This window comes from Actinomadura rubrisoli (genome assembly GCF_004349215.1).
GTDB classification, from domain to species: domain Bacteria; phylum Actinomycetota; class Actinomycetes; order Streptosporangiales; family Streptosporangiaceae; genus Spirillospora; species Spirillospora rubrisoli.
This window is the reverse complement of the sequence record NZ_SMKU01000209.1, coordinates 1-16,108: the sequence shown is the minus strand read 5'-3', so window position 1 is coordinate 16,108 and position 16,108 is coordinate 1. Positions and strand designations below refer to the sequence as shown.

Here is a 16,108-nt window from a genome sequence, read left to right as displayed (position 1 = left end):
GCCCCGACCTCCGCCTGACCCGATCCCCACGAAAGGACGAGACATGCCGACCACCATCACCGCCGCCGACCTGCGGGCCGGGATCGAGGCGTTCTACGCCTGGCACATGCAGCTCCTGGACGACGGCAGGATCGAGGAGTGGGCCGCCGCCTTCACCCAGGACGGCGTCTTCACCGCGGACGGCCATCCCGAGCCGGTCAGCGGCCGGCAGAACATCCTGGCCGCCTCCCGGCAGGGCGCGGACAAGCTCGCCGAGGCCGGGATCGTGCGGCGCCACTGGCTGGGCATGAGCGACATCAGGCCGGACGGCGGCGTCGTGCGGGTGCGCAGCTACGCCCTGGTGTTCCAGGCGTCCAAGGGTGAGGGGGCGGCCCTGCACGCCAGCACGACCTGCGAGGACGTCCTGGTGCTGGACGACGGCGGCTCGTGGCGGATCCGCGAGCGCGTCGTCCGGATCGACGGCGCCTGAGCCGCGCGGAACAGGCCACAGAACCGGCGGCCGTCGCGGAGATCTCCGCGGCGGCCGCCGGTTCTCGCGTGCCGGTCCCCCGGGTCAGACCGCCTCGGCGATCCTGGCGTTGACGAAGGCCAGGTACTCGCGGGGCGTCTCCAGCTCCGCCGCCTCCTCCTCGGGCAGCTTCACGCCGAACCGGCGCTCGACCTGGGCCGTGGTCTCCATGATCGCCAGCGAGTCGTAGCCGAGGTCGGGGAACGGCGCGTCGAGGATGTCCGGCGTCCCGTCGAGGGTGCCCGCCTCGCCCGCCGCCGTCCGCAGCGCGTCCTTCAGCTCGTCCAGGGTCAGTTCCTTCATTTCCCGCTCCTCTCTCGCCCGGCCTCCGCGTGCGCCTCCTTGCGCGCCTCCCTGCGCGGCCCCTTATGCGCCTCCTTGTGCGCCTCAGCGTGGGCCTTCGCGGCGCGCAGGGTGGCCCTGCTGTTCGCGCCGAGCGTCTCTCGGATCTTCGTGCGGACCTCGGGCAGGGTGAGCCCCTCGGGGGCCAGCTCCCGCGCGGCGTCCGGGTCGATGACGACGGTGTGCCGCGAGGTGACGCGGACGCCGCCGCCCGGGTCCGGCCGGAAGGTCCATTCGCCGTTGTGGGTCCGCATCACCGGCGGGACCGTCGTCTGCTTGTAGACGATCCGGTCGCCCGGAACGCAGACCCGGCCGGACGCGGTGGTGTGCGCGGAGCCGTCCGGGGACCGCGTGTCCATCTCCATGAGCTGCAGCCCGGGCTCGTCCTCGGTCAGCTCGACGCGCAGGACGTGCGGGAGCCGCTCGGGCCACCGGTCGCAGGCGTTGACGAAGTCGTAGGCGTCGTCCACCGACCCGTCGATGACCTCGGCGTCGCTGAACTCCAGCGTGAGATCGGCCGGGTCGGCGGCGCCCTCGGCGGCCCGGCGGAGCGCGTCCAGCTCGGCCGTGCTGTTGCTCTCGACCGCCCGGTCGATGAGCGCCAGGGCCTCCGGGTCGTCGCCGACGGCCGCGTAGTGGTGGGCCAGCTCGACCCGGCAGCCGCCGTCGCCGTCGTCCTCGACCCGCCAGGCGCCGCCCATCGCGGCGACCGGGGCGGCCGGCTCTGCCTGCTCGAACTCGACGGTCCGCGCGGCCGGGTCGAGCCTGCGCACCGACACCCAGGTCCGCAGCGCCCCGTTGGCGAGCGCCCAGATCCTGATCCGCTCCTCGCGGTCGTCGCCCGACAGCCGGACGGCGTGCACGGTCGGCGGGAAGTGCACCGGCCAGGACGTCACGTCCGCGACGATCCGGTACGCCACGTCGGCCGGGGCGGCGACGCCCGCCGTGTGGGAGGTGCGCCTCGTCGTCATGGTCCCTCCTCAGAAGTTGCCGAGCCCGCCGCAGACGTTGATCGCCTGCGCGGTGACGGCGTCGGTGGACGGCCCGGCCAGGTAGCCGACCAGGCCGGCGACCTCCTCCGGCGTCGTGTAGCGGCCGAGCGGGATCTTCGCCTCGAACTTGGCGAGGACCTCGTCCTCGGTGACGCCCCAGAAGTCGGCGTAGCCCTTGCGGATGCCCTGCGCCATCGGCGTCTCCACGTATCCGGGGCAGACCGCGTTGACCGTGACACCGCTCTTGGCCAGCTCCAGGCCGAGGGCCTTGGTGAAGCCGACGACGCCGTGCTTGGACGCCGAGTACGGCGCGCCCAGCACCACGCCCTGCTTGCCGGCCGTGGAGGCGATGTTGATGACCCGCCCCCAGCCCGCGTCCTTGAGGCCGGCGGCCAGGAACCCGCGGGTGACCTGGAAGACGCTGGTCAGGTTCGTCGCGATGACGTCGTCCCAGAGCTCGTCGGCGATCTGGGCGGTCGGCCCGCCGCCGCCCCGGCCTGCGTTGTTCACCACGACGTTGACCGGCGCGGGCGCGTTGGCCTCCTCGACCACCTCGCGGACCCGGCCGGCGTCGCGGACGTCGCAGGCCGTGCCGTCGGCGTCGGCGCCCTGGTCGCGCAGTTCCTTCACCGTCCTCGCGACGGCCTCGGCGTCGCGCGCGCAGATGAACACCTGCGCGCCGTCCGCGGCCAGCCGCTCGGCGACCGCGAGCCCGATGCCGCTGGTCGCGCCGCTGACGAAGGCGCGGCGCTCCCGCTGTCGATGCTGCCTGCTCATCGTGCTTCCTCTCCCTCTTCCTCGTCGGGCCTCCCGGTGGAGGCGAATGCCGCCCGGACGACGCCGGCCAGCTCGGCGGGCGTCGGGTTGTCCATGACGGCGGTGGTGGGCAGCTCCACACCCAGCTCGCGGTTGATCCGGTTGCGCAGATCGACGCTCAGCAGGGAGTCGAAGCCGAGTTCCTTGAAGACGTCGCCCGGCCGGACGGATCCGGGCTCGGGGTAGCCGAGGATCTCGCCGGCGGCGTCGCAGACGGCCTCCAGCAGGATCCGCTCGCGCTCGTCGCCGGAGGCCCGCCGGAGACGGTCCCCGGCGGCCTCCCGCGGCTCGTCCCGCTCGTCCCGCTCGGGCCGCTCGTCCCGCTCGCCCGGCTCGGGGGCCTGGGCGAAGTCGGCCAGCACGGGGGCCTCGCCGTCCGGCGGGACGTCCTGGACGGCGAGGTCGACCGGCACCAGCAGCGCCTCGGGCGCCTGGAGGGCCGCGTCGAACAGCGCCAGCGCGCGGCTCGTCGCCAGCGGCGCGATCCCGCTCCGGCGCAGCCGCCCGACCTGCGCGTCCGACAGGTGGCCGGTCATGCCGCCGCGCCGGTCCCACAGGCCCCAGGCGAGCGAGACGGCGGGCAGGCCGCGCGCCCTGCGGTGCTGCGCGAGCGCGTCGAGCCAGGTGTTGGCGGCGGCGTAGTTGGCCTGGCCGGGCGCGCCCAGCACGCCCACGGCGGAGGAGAACATCACGAACGCCGCCAGGTCGAGGTCCTGGGTCAGCCGGTGCAGGTGCCAGGCGGTGTCGACCTTCGGGCGCAGAACGGCGGTGAGCCGCTCGGGGGTGAGCGCCCCGACGAGCCCGTCGTCCAGGACGCCGGCCGCGTGGACGACGGCCGACGGCGGGTGCTCGGCCAGCAGCGCGGCCAGCGCGTCGCGGTCGGCGGTGTCGCAGGCGGCGAGGGTCACCCGCGCGCCGAGCCCGCCGAGCTCGGCCGCCAGGTCCCGCGCCCCGGCGGCCTCGCGGCCGCGGCGGCCGGCCAGCACCAGCCTGCGGACCCCGTGCGCCCGGACCAGGTGGCGGGCCAGCTCGGCGCCCAGCGCCCCGGTGCCGCCGGTGATCAGCACGGTGCCGTCCGGATCGAGCGGCGGCGGCTGCGGGACGGTCAGCACGATCTTGCCGATGTGGCGGCCGTGGCGCAGCGTCCCGACCGCCTCGGGGGCGCGGCGCACGTCGTGGACGCTGAGCGGCAGCGGCCCCAGCGCGCCGTCCGCGTGCAGCCCGAGCACCGTCCGGAGCACCTCGCCGACCCGGCCGGGCTCGACGCTCAGCAGGTCGTAGGCGGTGTAGGCGACATCCGGGTGCTCGGCCCGCACGGCATCGGGGTCGCGGACGTCGGTCTTGCCGATCTCCACGAACCGGCCGCCGGGCCGCAGCACGCGCAGTGAGGCGTCCACGGTGCCGCGGGCGAGCGAGTTGAGGACGACGTCCACCCGTCCGCGGAACCGGTCCTCGAAGTCCAGGTCGCGGGACGAGGCGATGTGGTCGGCGTCGATGCCGAGGCCGCGCAGGACGTGCTGCTTGGGCGGGCTCGCGGTGGCGAACACCTCGGCGCCCAGGTGCCGGGCGAGCTGGACGGCGGCCAGACCCACCCCGCCGGTCGCGGCGTGGATCAGCACGGCCTCCCCCGGCCGGACGCGGGCGATCTCCACGAGGCACTGGTAGGCGGTGGCGTGCACGATCGGGACGGACGCGGCGCGCTCGTAGGACCAGCCGTCCGGGACGGGCACGACCTTGCGCGCGTCGGCGACCGCGACCGGGCCGTGGGAGCGCTCGAACACGCCGGTGACCCGGTCGCCGGGCGCGATCCCGGTGACGCCGGGCCCGGTCTCGGTCACCACTCCGGCGCCCTCGCTCCCCATCGCCGTCTCGCCGGGGACGAGCCTCAGCGCCACGGCCACGTCCCGGAAGTTGAGCCCGGACGCCCGGACGGCGATCCGCACCTCGTCCGGCCCGAGCGGCCGGCCGGCCTCGGGGGCCGGGACGAGCGCGAGGTCGGCGAGCGAGCCCCGCCGGGTGACGTCCAGCCGCCACGCGCCCTGCGACGGCGGGACCAGCACGGTGTCGTCGGCGGGCCGGGCCAGCCGGGGGACGTGGAGCCGCCCGTCCCTGATCGCCAGCTCCGGTTCCCCGGTGGCGAGCGCGGCGGGCAGCGCCTCCCGCGACGCGGGCGCGTCGTCCAGATCGACCAGCACCAGGCGGCCGGGCTGCTCGGAGCGCGCCGACCGGACCAGCCCGGTGACGGCCGCGTGGCCGAGCCCGGCCACGCGGTCGCCGGGCGTGACCTGCTGGGCGTTCCTGGTGACCAGGGCGAGCTTGGCGGAGTCCGGGCGCCGCCGCAGCTCGTCGAGGGCGGCGCGGGCCGTCTCGTGCGCGGCGTCCGGCAGGTCGCCCCCCGGCTCGGGGACGAACACGACGCGCGTGTCCGGCGCCGTCCCGTCCTGCCCGGTTCCCGGTTCGGGGATCTCGCGCCATTCGAGCCTGAGCAGGGCGCCGCCATCCCCTTCCTTGGACGGCACGGCGCTCAGGGGCCGCAGGTCGAGCGCGTCCACGGCGGCCACCGTGCGGCCGTCCGGATCCGCGGCGATCAGGCTGACCGTCCCGGTGTCCTCGCGGCGGAGCCGCACGCGGAGCGAGGGCGCGTCGGTGGGCAGGCAGGTGACTCCCTCCCAGGAGAAGGGGACCGTCGGCGGCCCCTCGTCCAGGACGAGCAGGGCGTGCAGCGCGGCGTCGAGGAGCGCGGGATGGATCCGGTGGCCCGCCGCCGCCGGGCTCGCGTCCGAGCCGGCCTCCGCGTAGAGGTCGCGGCCGTCCCGCCAGGCGGCGCGGAGCCCGCGGAAGGACGGGCCGTACCGGTAGCCGCGTTCGGCGAGCCGGTCGTAGGCCCCGTCCAGCGGCAGCGGTTCCGCGCCAGGCGGCGGCCATTCGCCGAGGACCGGCAGAGCGGCCTGCGGCTCGGGTCTCAGGGCACCGGTGGCGTGCCGGGTCCAGTCCTCGGCTCCCGGCGGCCGCGATTCCAGGACGACCGACAGGTCCGCTCCCGCCAGCAGGCGGACCTCCACCTCGCCGGACCGGGGCACGGCCAGCGGGCGCTCCAGCAGGAGCTCGCGCAGCCGGTCGCGGCCGGTCCGCGCGCCCGCCGAGCAGGCCAGCTCGACCTGGGCCGTCCCGGGCAGCAGCAGGTCGCCGGCGATCTCGTGGTCGGCGAGCCAGGGGTGGCGGGCGACCGAGAGCCGCCCGGTGCACAGGAGCCCGCCGCCCGGCAGCCCGACCTCGGCGTCCAGCAGCGGATGCGGCGCCCTGGCCGCTCCGGCCAGGCCGGTCCCGCCCGTCCCGGCGGGCCGCCAGTAGCGCCGCCCCTCGAAGGGGTAGGTGGGCAGCGGGACGATCCGGCCGCCCGGGAGCAGCGGCCGCCAGTCGGCCGTGGCCCCGGCGATGTGGGCGCCCGCCACGGCCGTGAGGAAATGGCCCAGCCCGCCGTCGTCCCTGCGCAGCGTGCCCAGCACGGCGGCGTCCCGCTCTGCGGCCGTCTCCGCGAGCGTCTCGGTGATCGCGCGGGTCAGCACGGGATGCGGGCTGACCTCGATGAAGACCGAGTGGCCCGCTTCGGCGAGCCCCTGCACCGCCGCCTGGAACCGGACGGTGCTGCTGATGTTGTCGTACCAGTACCCGGCGTCCATCTTCGTGGCGAGCGGCTCGCCGGTCAGCGTGGAGTGCAGCGGGACCTCGGGCGCGGCCGGGGCGAGGCCGTCGAGGTCGGCGAGCAGCGCCTCGCGCAGCGGCTCCATGGCCCCGGTGTGCGAGGCGTAGTCCACGTCGATGGCGCGGGCGTCGACGTCCTCGCCCTGGAGCGCGGTGACGAACCGCTCCAGGGGGCCGGCGTCACCGGCCACGACCGTGGAGGACGGCCCGTTGACCGCCGCCAGGTGCACCCCGTCCGGCAGCCGCGCCTCCACCTCGGAGGCGGGCAGCGGCACCGAGGCCATCCCGCCGCTCCCGGCCACCTTCCGCAGCGCCCGGCTGCGCAGGCACACGACCTTGGCGGCGTCGTCCAGGGACAGCGCCCCGGCCACGCACGCGGCCGCGATCTCGCCCTGCGAGTGCCCGACGACCGCCGCGGGCCGCACGCCGAGCGACTCCCACAGCCCGGCCAGCGACACCATCACGGCGAACAGGGCGGGCTGGACGACGTCGACCCGGTCCAGCGGCCCGTTCTCCAGCACGTCGGGCAGCGACCAGTCGCAGTACCGCTCCAGCGCCCGCCCGCACTCGCGCATCCGCTCGCGGAAGACCTCCGACTCGGCCAGCAGGTCGAGCGCCATTCCGCGCCACTGCGAGCCTTGGCCAGGGAAGACGAAGACCGGTTCGGCGTCCGGTCTCGCCTCCGCCCGCACCACGGCGGGCGGGCGATAGCCCCGCACGGCCGACGGGACCTTCCCGTCACCGGCCAGCGCGCCGAGCCCGTCGAGGAGCTCGTCACGCGTCTCGCCGACGACCACCGCCCGCCGCGAGAACACGGTCCGTCCCGCCAGCGTCCGCGCGACGTCGGCGGGACGGACGCCGGGGTGGTCCGCCATGAACGCGCGGACCCGGGACGCGTGTGTACGCAGCGCCGTCTCGGTCCTGGCGGACAGCGCCAAGGGCACGGGGTGCCCGCCGTCCGGTTCGGGCTCCGGCTCCAGGTCGGGCTTCGGGCCGGGCTCCTCGATGATGATGTGGGCGTTTGTGCCGCTGATCCCGAACGAGGAGACGGCGGCGCGGCGCGGCCGGTCGCCCGGCGGCCACGGCCGCGGCCCGGTCAGCAGCGCCAGCCCGCTGGCGTCCCAGTCGATGTGCGGGGACGGCTCGCCGACGTGCAGCGTGCTGGGCAGCCGCCCGGCCCGCAGCGCCTCGACCATCTTGATGACGCCGCCGACGCCCGCGGCGGCCTGCGCGTGCCCGATGTTGGACTTCAGCGAGCCGAGCAGCGCCGGGCCGTCCGCGCGGTCCGCCCCGTAGGTGCGGGCCAGCGCGCCCGCCTCGACGGGGTCGCCCAGCGCGGTGCCGGTGCCGTGCGCCTCGATCGCGTCCACGTCGGCGGGGGCGAGCCCGGCCCGGCCCAGCGCGTCCCTGATGACCTGCTCCTGGGCCGCGCCGTTGGGCGCCGTCAGCCCGTTGCTGGCCCCGTCCTGGTTGATCGCGCTCCCCCGCAGGAGCGCGAGGACGGGGCGTCCCGCGCGCCGGGCGTCGCCCGCCCGCTGCAGGACGAGCAGGCCCGCGCCCTCCGCCCACGCCGTGCCGTCCGCGTCGGCCGAGAACGCCTTGCAGCGGCCGTCGGCGGACAGCCCCTGCTGCCTGCCGAAGTCCAGGAACATCCCGGACGTGGCCATCACGGTGACCCCGCCCGCCAGGGCCGTCTCGCACTCCCCGCGCCGGATCGCCTCCGCCGCCATGTGCACGCCGACCAGCGACGACGAGCACGCCGTGTCGAGGGTGACGGCGGGGCCGCGCAGCCCGAGGAAGTAGGCGATCCGGCCGGAGGCGACGCTCGGCGTGGTCCCGGTGAGCCGGTGCCCGCGCGTCCCGTCCTCGGGGTCGTCCATCCGGGGGCCGTAGTCCTGGGCGGTGGCGCCGACGAACACGCCCGTCCGGCTGCCGCGCAGCGCGGCGCGGTCCAGCCCGGCCCGCTCGAACGCCTCCCAGGCCGTCTCCAGCAGCAGCCGCTGCTGCGGGTCGATCCCGGACGCCTCGCGCGGCGAGATCCCGAAGAACCCGGCGTCGAAGGTGCCCGCGTCCTCCAGGAAGCCGCCGGCGCGGCCCTCGTCCGGCAGTTCGTCCAGGTCCCAGCCGCGGTCGCCGGGGAACGGCGCGATCGCGTCCACCCCGTCGTCGACGAGCCGCCAGAGGTCCTCGGGGGACCGAACCCCGCCGGGATAGCGGCAGCTCATCGCCACGATCGCGATCGCGTCGCCGTCCGGCTCGCGGGCCGGGGACGGGCGCCGGCCTTCCGCCGCGCGCCCGTCCGCCGGGCGGCCCAGCGCGTCGGCGAGCGCCGCCGGGGTCGGATGGTCGAAGAGCAGGGCGCCGGGCAGGTCCCGGCCCGTGGACGCGGCGAGCCGGTCGCGCAGCATGACGGCCATCCGCGAGTCGACGCCCAGCTCGCTGAACGGCGTGTCCGGGTCGACCGGACCGGTCAGCCCGGCGACCTGGGCGAGCGTCTCGGCCACCAGCGCCCGGGGATCGGCGGCCCCGGCGGGTTCCGGTTCGCGCGCGGGCGCGTCCGCCGTGTCCAGCCAGTGGCGGTCGCGCTGGAACGCGTACGAGGGGAGGTCGACCAGCCGGGCCTCCGCGCCGAACACCGCCCGCCAGTCCACCTCCGCCCCGGTCAGGTGCGCCCCGGCGAGGGCGGTCGCCACGCCCTGCGCCTCGTCCAGCCCGCCCGGCAGGCAGGGCAGCCCGTCCACGGCCGGGTCGGCGACGTTCTCCGGCAGCAGGTCGGTCAGCGCCGTACCCGGCCCGACCTCGACGAACCGGCGGGCCCCGAGGTCGTGCAGGGCCCGGAGGGCCTCGCCGAAGCGGACGGTCCGGCGCGCGTTGGCGGCCCAGTGGCCGGGATCGGCGAGCCGCCGCGGATCGGCCTCGGCGCCGGTGACCGACGACACCACCCGAGGGCCGTCCCCGGGGATCCGCCAGTCCAGCCCGGACGCGACGGCGCGCAGGCCGTCCTGGACCGGGTCCATCAGCGGTGAGTGGACGGCCCGGCCGATGCGCAGCCGCTTCGTCCGGCGGCCGCCCGCGGCGAACCGCCCGGCGACCTCGGCGACGACGCCCTCCTCCCCCGCGACGACGACGGAGCCGGGGCCGTTGACCGCGGCCACGTCGGCCTCGCCCTCGTGCCCGGCCAGCGCGGCCCGCGCCTCGTCCTCCGCCGCGGCGATAGCGACCACCGCGCCGCCCGGCGGGAGGTCCTCGAACAGCCGTCCGCGCGCCGCGACGAAGGCCGCCGCGTCCTCCAGGGACAGCAGCCCCGCGACGTGGACGGCGGTGATCTCGCCGAGGGAGTGGCCCGCCACGACATCGGGACGCAGGCCGCACGACTCCAGCAGCCGGTACAGCGCCACCTCCACCGCGAAGATCGCGGGCTGGACGAGCCCCGGCCGCTCCAGCCGGTCGCCGCCGTCGAACACGACCTCGGCGAGCGGGACGCCGACAGGCGGCTCCAGCGCCGCGCAGACCTCGTGGAAGGCCCTGGCGAACGCGGGGAAGGCCCCGTGCAGTTCCCGGCCCATCGCCGCGCGCTGCGCGCCCTGCCCCGGGAACAGGAAGGCGGTCAGGCCGTCCCGCCGCCGGTGCCGGGCGAGCCCTGCACCGGTCCGCCCACCGGCGATGGCGCGCAGGCCCGCGACGTGATCGCGGGCCACCGCCGCGCCGTGCTCGAACACGGTGCGGGACGTGGCGAGCGAGAACCCGACGTCGCGCGCGGACAGGCCGGGGTTCGCCTCGGCGAAGTCGGCCAGCCTGGCGGCCTGGGCCCGCAGCGCCCCTTCCGTACGCCCGCTGACCATCCACGGGACGGCCGCCGCGTCCCGCCCGCCCCCGGCTCCGCTCCCGGCCGGGCCGCCGTCCGGCGCCTCGGCGAGGATCAGGTGGCAGTTGGAGCCGCCGAGGCCGAAGGCGGAGACCCCGGCGATGCGCGGCCCGTCCGGCCACGGCCCCCGCCGGTCGTGCACCCGGACGTTCAGCCCCTCGAAGTCGATCTCGGGGTTGGGGTCGGCGAAGTGGAGGCTGGGCGGCAGCAGCCCCCGGGCCAGCCCCGACGCCGTCTTGATCAGCCCGGCGATGCCGGCCGCGCCCTCCAGGTGGCCGATGTTCGTCTTGACCGAGCCGACCAGCAGCGGCTCGCCGTCCGGGCGGGCGGCGCCCAGCACCGCGCCCAGCGCGGCGGCCTCGACGGGATCCCCCAGCGGGGTGCCCGTGCCGTGCAGCTCGACGTACCGGACCGCGCCCGGGTCCACCCCGGCGCGCTCGCAGGCGAGCCGCAGCACGTCCTCCTGCGCCTCGCGGCTGGGCGCGGTCAGGCCCGCCGTCGCGCCGTCGCTGTTGACCGCGCCGTCCAGGACCACGCAGTGCACCCGGTCGCCGTCCCGCCGCGCGGCGTCCAGCGGCTTGAGCACCACCGCGCCGCCGCCCTCGCCGCGCACGAACCCGTCGGCGCCCGCGTCGAAGGTGCGGCAGCGCGCGTCCGGCGACAGCGCCCCGAGCTCCCGGAGCGCCGCGTGCCCCTCCGGCGCGAGGTTCAGCTGGACCCCGCCCGCGACGGCCAGCTCGCAGTCGCCGCGCCGCAGGCTCTGCATCGCCTCGTACACCGCCACCAGCGAGGACGACTGGGCCGTGTCCACCGTCACGCTCGGCCCGCGCAGGCCGAAGGCGTGCGCGACGCGGCCGGAGATGAAGCCCCGGCGGGCACCGGTGAGCGTGTACGGGGAGGCCGCGCCCGCCCGCCGGGCCATGAGCAGCTCGTAGTCGTCGGCCATCGCCCCGGCGAACACGCCGGTCCGGCCACCCCGCAGCGTCCCCGGCAGGATCCGCGCGTCTTCGAGGGCCTCCCACGCCAGCTCCAGCATCAGGCGCTGCTGCGGGTCCAGCTCGGCGGCCTCGCGGGGCGCGATGCCGAAGAAGCCCGCGTCGAAGCCGTCGACCCGGTCGAGGAAGCCCCCGCGCTCCTCCGGGACGGACCGTCCCTCGGGTGCGGGGCCTATCGCGTCCCCGCCGTCCCACAGCAGGGACCAGAACTCCTCCAGCCCGGCGCCCCGGGGGACGCGGGCCGACATGCCGATGACGGCGATCGGGGTGCTCATCTCCGTTGCAGCTCCTCTGTCGACGGGTCGGTCAGCGGGAAGGCCGGCGCGAATGCCTGCGGGAAGGCCGGCGCGAAGACCGGCGGGACGGCTCAGCGCCCGGCGAGGACGCGGCCGGACGCCCGCCGGACGGCGTCGCGCTCGGAGTCGTCGCCCCGACGGCGGTCGGGCATCAGCCCGATCACCTGGCTGCGCCCGGCCAGCACCGCCGGGTGGCGGCGCGCCAGCATGGTCAGCCCCTGGCCCGGCCCGGTCTCGACGAGCAGGTAGTCGCCATCGGACAGCAGCCGGTCCAGGGCCGCCGCGAAGTGCACCGTCCTGGCGGGCTGCCCGATCCAGAACGACCGGTCGCACGCCCGCCCGGGATCGAGGGGGCCCACGTCGTAGGCGGAGTACAGCGGGATCCGGGGCGGGGCGAGCGCGACGCCCGTCCACTTCTCACCCGCCCGTTCCGACGCCGCCGCCATCAGCGGGCTGTGGAACGCCTGGTGGGCGGGGACGCGCTTGCAGGTCACCCCGGCCTCCTCCAGGGCGGCCGCCGCGCGGGCCAGCGGCTCGGCCGCGCCCGACAGCAGGACCTGCCGGGGGCCGTTCACCGCGGCCAGGTGGACGTCGCCGCCGAGCAGCGGCGCCAGCTCGTCCGCCGGGGCCGCCACCGCGAGCATCCCGCCCGGCTCCGTGGCGGCCAGGTCGGGCATCCGCGTCGTCATCAGCCGCATCCCGTCGGCGAAGCCGAAGACCCCGGCGACCGTGGCAGCGACCAGCTCGCCCGCGCTGTGCCCGAGCAGCGCGTCGGGCCGCCCGCACCAGCCGGTCAGCGTCCTGGCGAGCGCGTACCCGACCGCGTAGAGCAGCGGCTGCGCCACCGTCACGTCGTCGAAGGACGACGAGGGCCGCTCGGCCAGCCACTCCGCGCGGACGGCTTCGCCCTGCGGCCCCATCAGCTCGAACGCCTCGTCCATCGTCCGCGTGAAGGTCTCCACCCGCCCGTACAGGGCCGCGGCCATCCGCGGGTGCTGCGCACCCTGGCCCGGGATCAGCAGCGCGATGGGCAGGGGACGGCCGTCCCCACCCGCTCGGTCCTCGGTCATCTCCCGCCCTTCCTTCGGTCGCCTGCACCCTGTGTAGGCGCGCGGTGTCGAGGCTCGGCCTAGGGTGATTCGCGGTCGCTCCGGGCCCGTACCGGCGACGACCGGTCCTCGACCGCGCCGTGACGGGCGGGCGCGACCCTCGGCCCATGAGGTTCGACGACATTCACGTGGCGGGGACCGGGTGCCGCCTGCCCGACCCGACCGAGACCGCCGACGCCGAGCGCGCCGGCCTGTGCGAGCACAAGGACGTCTGGCGAACGGGGATCGAGGCGGTCGGCATCGCCAAGGAGTCCGCGCCGGAGATGGCGGCGGACGCGGCCCGCCAGGCCCTGGCCGACGCCGCGCGGCGCGAGCCCGCCCCGGACGACCCCGACGACCCGGACGGGCCCGGAGCGGTCGACCTGGTCCTGCACGCGAGCGTCCACTACCAGGGACATGACCTGTGGTCGGCGGCGTCCTACGTGCAGCGCGAGGCGGTCGGCGGCTCATGCCCGGCCATGGAGGTGCGCCAGCAGTCCAACGGCGGCATGGCGGCGATGGAGCTGGCCGCCGCGTTCCTGATGTCGGCCCCGTCGCGGCGGCGGGCGCTGGTGACGACGGGCGACCGGTTCTGCGCGCCCGGGTTCGACCGGTGGCGCACCGACCCCGGGACGATCTGCGGGGACGGCGGCACGGCGCTCGTGCTGTCGCGGCGGGGCGGCTTCGCCCGGCTGCGCAGCCTCGCGACCGTGTCCGACCCGGGACTGGAGAGGCTCGGCCGGGGCACCGCGCCGTTCGCCGACGCCCCGTCCGCCCCGATCGACGCCGAGACCCCGCGCGCCGAGGCGATCTCCGAGCTGGGCTTCACCGAGGTCCTGGAACGGCTGCGGGACGGCCAGGTGGAGGCCGCCGAGACCGCGCTGGCGGAGGCGGGCGCCCGGCGGGACGACATCGACTGGTTCGTGCTGCCCAATCTGGGGCTGCCGAAGATGGACGTCCAGTTCTTCGAGCCCCTCGGCATCTCCCGCGAACGCACCACCTGGGACTGGGGCAGCCGGGTCGGCCACCTCGGCGCCGGAGACCAGATCGCCGGGCTGGACGAACTGGTCCGCTCCGGCCGGCTCCGCCCCGGCGGGCGCTGCCTGCTCGCCGGGGTCGGCGCCGGGTTCACCTGGTCGGCGGCGGTCCTGGAGATGGGCCACCGCGAGAGCCGCTGACGGGCGGGTCGCCGGCGTCCTCGGGGTCCCAGCGCGGCCGCCGCTCCTCCGCGCGCCGGAGGGCGGCGGCCGCGGCCTTCGCCGCCGCCCTCCGGCGGGCGGCGCGCCCGCGGCGGGCCAGCACGGCGACCAGGGCCGCCAGTTCCTCCTCGTCCAGGCTCCCCTTCACGACCCTCATCGCGTCACGGCCCTCATCCGCGTCACGACCCCATCGCGTCACGGCCCTCATTGCGGCTGGTTCCCGTGCTTGCGCCTCGGGCGGCTCACGTACTTGTCGTGCAGCATGTCGAGGGCGTCGATGATCCGCCGCCGCGTGTCGGACGGGTCGATCACCTCGTCCACCAGCCCGCGCTCGGCCGCGTAGTAGGGCCCCATCAGCTCCCCGCGGTAGTGCTCGACGCGCTCGCGCCGCTCGCGCTCGGGATCGTCGGACGCGGCGATCTCCCGCCGGTACACCACGTTGACGGCGGCCTCGGCGCCCATGACGGCGATCTCGTTGGTCGGCCAGGCCAGCGACACGTCCGCGCCGATGGACCGCGAATCCATGACGATGTAGGCGCCGCCGTAAGCCTTGCGCAGGACGAGCTGGACGCGCGGCACCGTGGCGTTGCAGTACGCGTACAGCAGCTTGGCCCCGTGCCGGATGATCCCGCCGTGCTCCTGGTCGACGCCCGGGAGGAAGCCCGGCACGTCCACCAGCGTCACCAGCGGGATGTTGAACGCATCGCAGAACTGGACGAAGCGGGCGGCCTTCTCGGCGGCCGCGATGTCCAGGACGCCCGCCATCACCGCGGGCTGGTTCGCGACCACGCCCGCGACGCGCCCGCCGAACCGCGCGAACGCGCAGACGACGTTGGCGCCCCACGCCTCGTGGATCTCGAAGACCTCCCCGTCGTCCACGATCTCCTCGACGACCGCCCGCACGTCGTAGGAGCTCTTGGCGTCGGACGGCACCAGGTCGAGCAGCGCCGGGCAGGCCCGGTCGGGCGGGTCGGCGGTGGGCAGCTCCGGCGGGAACCGCGTGTTGTCGGACGGGAGCATCGTCAGCAGGTAGCGGACGTCGGCCAGGCACTCGGCCTCGTCCCCGTAGACGGCGCCCGCGACCCCGCTTCCCTCGGCGTGGACCCGCGCGCCGCCCAGCTCCTCGTGGGTGATGGCCTCCCCGGTGACCTCCTCCACCACGTCCGGCCCGGTGATGAACATCTGCGCGGTCTCCGACACCATGAACACGAAGTCGGTCAGCGACGGCGAGTAGGCCGCGCCGCCCGCGCACGGCCCGAGCATCACGCTGATCTGCGGGATCACCCCGGAGTTGCGGACGTTGCGCTGGAAGATCCCGCCGTATCCGGCGAGCGCGGTCACGCCCTCCTGGATGCGGGCCCCGGCCCCGTCGCACAGCCCCACCAGCGGCGCGCCCGCCGTGGCGGCCAGGTCCATGATCTTGTGGATCTTCGCGGCGTGGGCCTCGCCGAGGCTGCCGCCGAAGACCCGGAAGTCGTGCGCGTAGGCGAAGACCCGCCGTCCCTCGACCAGGCCCCAGCCGGTCACGACGCCGTCCGTCGGCGGACGCCGGTTCTCCAGCCCGAACCCCTGCGCCCGATGGCGGCGGAACGTCTCGATCTCGGTGAACGACCCCTCGTCGAACAGCAGCCCCAGCCGCTCCCGGACGGTCAGCTTCCCCTTGGCCTTCTGGGCCTGCGCGGCGCGGGCGCCGCCGACCTCCGCCGCGTCGCGGCGCCCGGCCTCCAGCTCGGCCACGCGGTCGCGCATGTCAGGCACCGCGGTACCCCCCGTCCGCGAAGACCAGCGGCCGGGCGTCGCGCAGGCAGCCCGCCGCGACGACGAGCCCGACGACCATCCGGTGGTCGCCGACCTCGGCCGCCTCGGCGAGCGCGCAGTCGACGTACCCGGCGGCGTCGGCCAGGACGGGCGCGCCCGTCCTGGCGGTGATGGTCCCCTGCCCGGCGAACCGGTCGACCTCCGCCGTCGCGAACCGGCGGGCCAGCGGCTCCTGGTCGGCGCATAGGAAGCTCACCGCGAAGCAGCCGGCCCGCTCGATCACCGGCCACGTCCGCGAGCCCAGGCCGAGGCAGAACAGCACCAGCGGCGGGTCCAGCGACGCCGACGTGAACGAGTTGACGGTCGTCCCGGCGGGCCCGCCCGCGTCGGCCGCGACGACCGTCACGCCGGTGGCCACGCCCCGCATCACCGAGCGGAACTCGCCGGCCTCAACACACGACAGCACCCCGCCCTCCGGCGAACCGGTCGACCTCCGCCGTCGCGAACCGGCGGGCCAGCGGCTCCTGGTCGGCGCATAGGCTGTCTC

Annotated in this window: 10 protein-coding genes; 2 read left to right on the top strand and 8 right to left on the bottom strand. The window is 76.4% G+C overall.

Translation table 11 applies throughout. The annotated features are described in order from the left end of the window. On the top strand, positions 1-469 hold a 469-nt coding region (locus E1298_RS30550), incomplete at its 5' end, for a nuclear transport factor 2 family protein (protein ID WP_207944929.1). Positions 470-553: 84 nt separating this feature from the next. Here the strand turns inward: E1298_RS30550 and E1298_RS30545 are convergent. From E1298_RS30545 to E1298_RS30525, 5 genes are all read right to left on the bottom strand, one after another. Continuing rightward, on the bottom strand, positions 554-811 hold the full coding sequence (locus tag E1298_RS30545) for an acyl carrier protein (protein ID WP_131899382.1): 258 nt from the start codon (positions 809-811) through the stop codon (positions 554-556). After that, positions 808-1,821 (bottom strand): aromatase/cyclase, encoded by a 1,014-nt coding sequence (locus E1298_RS30540; protein WP_131899380.1) that lies wholly within the window; start codon positions 1,819-1,821, stop codon positions 808-810. The genes E1298_RS30545 and E1298_RS30540 overlap by 4 nt, the downstream gene beginning before the upstream one ends. Before the next feature lie 9 nt (positions 1,822-1,830). Further along, on the bottom strand, positions 1,831-2,619 hold the full coding sequence (locus E1298_RS30535) for an SDR family NAD(P)-dependent oxidoreductase (protein WP_131899378.1): 789 nt from the start codon (positions 2,617-2,619) through the stop codon (positions 1,831-1,833). Beyond that, a complete protein-coding gene (locus E1298_RS30530) occupies positions 2,616-11,495 on the bottom strand; it encodes a type I polyketide synthase (protein ID WP_131899376.1) in 8,880 nt (2,959 codons plus the stop codon). Before E1298_RS30530 ends, E1298_RS30535 begins: the two co-directional genes overlap by 4 nt. Positions 11,496-11,587: 92 nt before the next feature. Beyond that, positions 11,588-12,586 (bottom strand): acyltransferase domain-containing protein, encoded by a 999-nt coding sequence (locus E1298_RS30525; RefSeq protein WP_131899374.1) that lies wholly within the window; start codon positions 12,584-12,586, stop codon positions 11,588-11,590. Between the two features lie 146 nt (positions 12,587-12,732). Between E1298_RS30525 and E1298_RS30520 the strand changes: the two genes are divergently transcribed. Next, positions 12,733-13,782 (top strand): ketoacyl-ACP synthase III family protein, encoded by a 1,050-nt coding sequence (locus E1298_RS30520; RefSeq protein WP_131899372.1) that lies wholly within the window; start codon positions 12,733-12,735, stop codon positions 13,780-13,782. Here the strand turns inward: E1298_RS30520 and E1298_RS30515 are convergent. The 3 genes from E1298_RS30515 to E1298_RS30505 are packed head-to-tail and all read right to left on the bottom strand — an operon-like array spanning position 13,733 to position 16,027. After that, a complete protein-coding gene (locus E1298_RS30515) occupies positions 13,733-13,960 on the bottom strand; it encodes an acyl-CoA carboxylase epsilon subunit (RefSeq protein ID WP_165975744.1) in 228 nt (75 codons plus the stop codon). The genes E1298_RS30520 and E1298_RS30515 overlap by 50 nt on opposite strands. Before the next feature lie 47 nt (positions 13,961-14,007). Beyond that, entirely contained in the window at positions 14,008-15,552 is a 1,545-nt protein-coding gene (locus E1298_RS30510) for an acyl-CoA carboxylase subunit beta (RefSeq protein ID WP_131899368.1), read from the bottom strand. 1 nt (position 15,553) lies between these two features. Continuing rightward, complete coding sequence (locus E1298_RS30505; RefSeq protein WP_131899366.1) at positions 15,554-16,027, bottom strand: flavin reductase family protein; 474 nt, start codon at positions 16,025-16,027, stop codon at positions 15,554-15,556. Between the last annotated feature and the right edge of the window lie 81 nt (positions 16,028-16,108).

What these genes read in the sequence shown, in the direction of transcription:
- E1298_RS30530 (WP_131899376.1), bottom strand. Translation starts at nt 11,495, where the DNA reads ATGAGCACCCCGATCGCCGTCATCGGCATGTCGGCCCGCGTCCCCCGG.
- E1298_RS30535 (WP_131899378.1), bottom strand. Translation starts at nt 2,619, where the DNA reads ATGAGCAGGCAGCATCGACAGCGGGAGCGCCGCGCCTTCGTCAGCGGC.
- E1298_RS30540 (WP_131899380.1), bottom strand. Translation starts at nt 1,821, where the DNA reads ATGACGACGAGGCGCACCTCCCACACGGCGGGCGTCGCCGCCCCGGCC.
- E1298_RS30545 (WP_131899382.1), bottom strand. Translation starts at nt 811, where the DNA reads ATGAAGGAACTGACCCTGGACGAGCTGAAGGACGCGCTGCGGACGGCG.
- E1298_RS30525 (WP_131899374.1), bottom strand. Translation starts at nt 12,586, where the DNA reads ATGACCGAGGACCGAGCGGGTGGGGACGGCCGTCCCCTGCCCATCGCG.
- E1298_RS30515 (WP_165975744.1), bottom strand. Translation starts at nt 13,960, where the DNA reads ATGAGGGTCGTGAAGGGGAGCCTGGACGAGGAGGAACTGGCGGCCCTG.
- E1298_RS30520 (WP_131899372.1), top strand. Translation starts at nt 12,733, where the DNA reads ATGAGGTTCGACGACATTCACGTGGCGGGGACCGGGTGCCGCCTGCCC.
- E1298_RS30510 (WP_131899368.1), bottom strand. Translation starts at nt 15,552, where the DNA reads ATGCGCGACCGCGTGGCCGAGCTGGAGGCCGGGCGCCGCGACGCGGCG.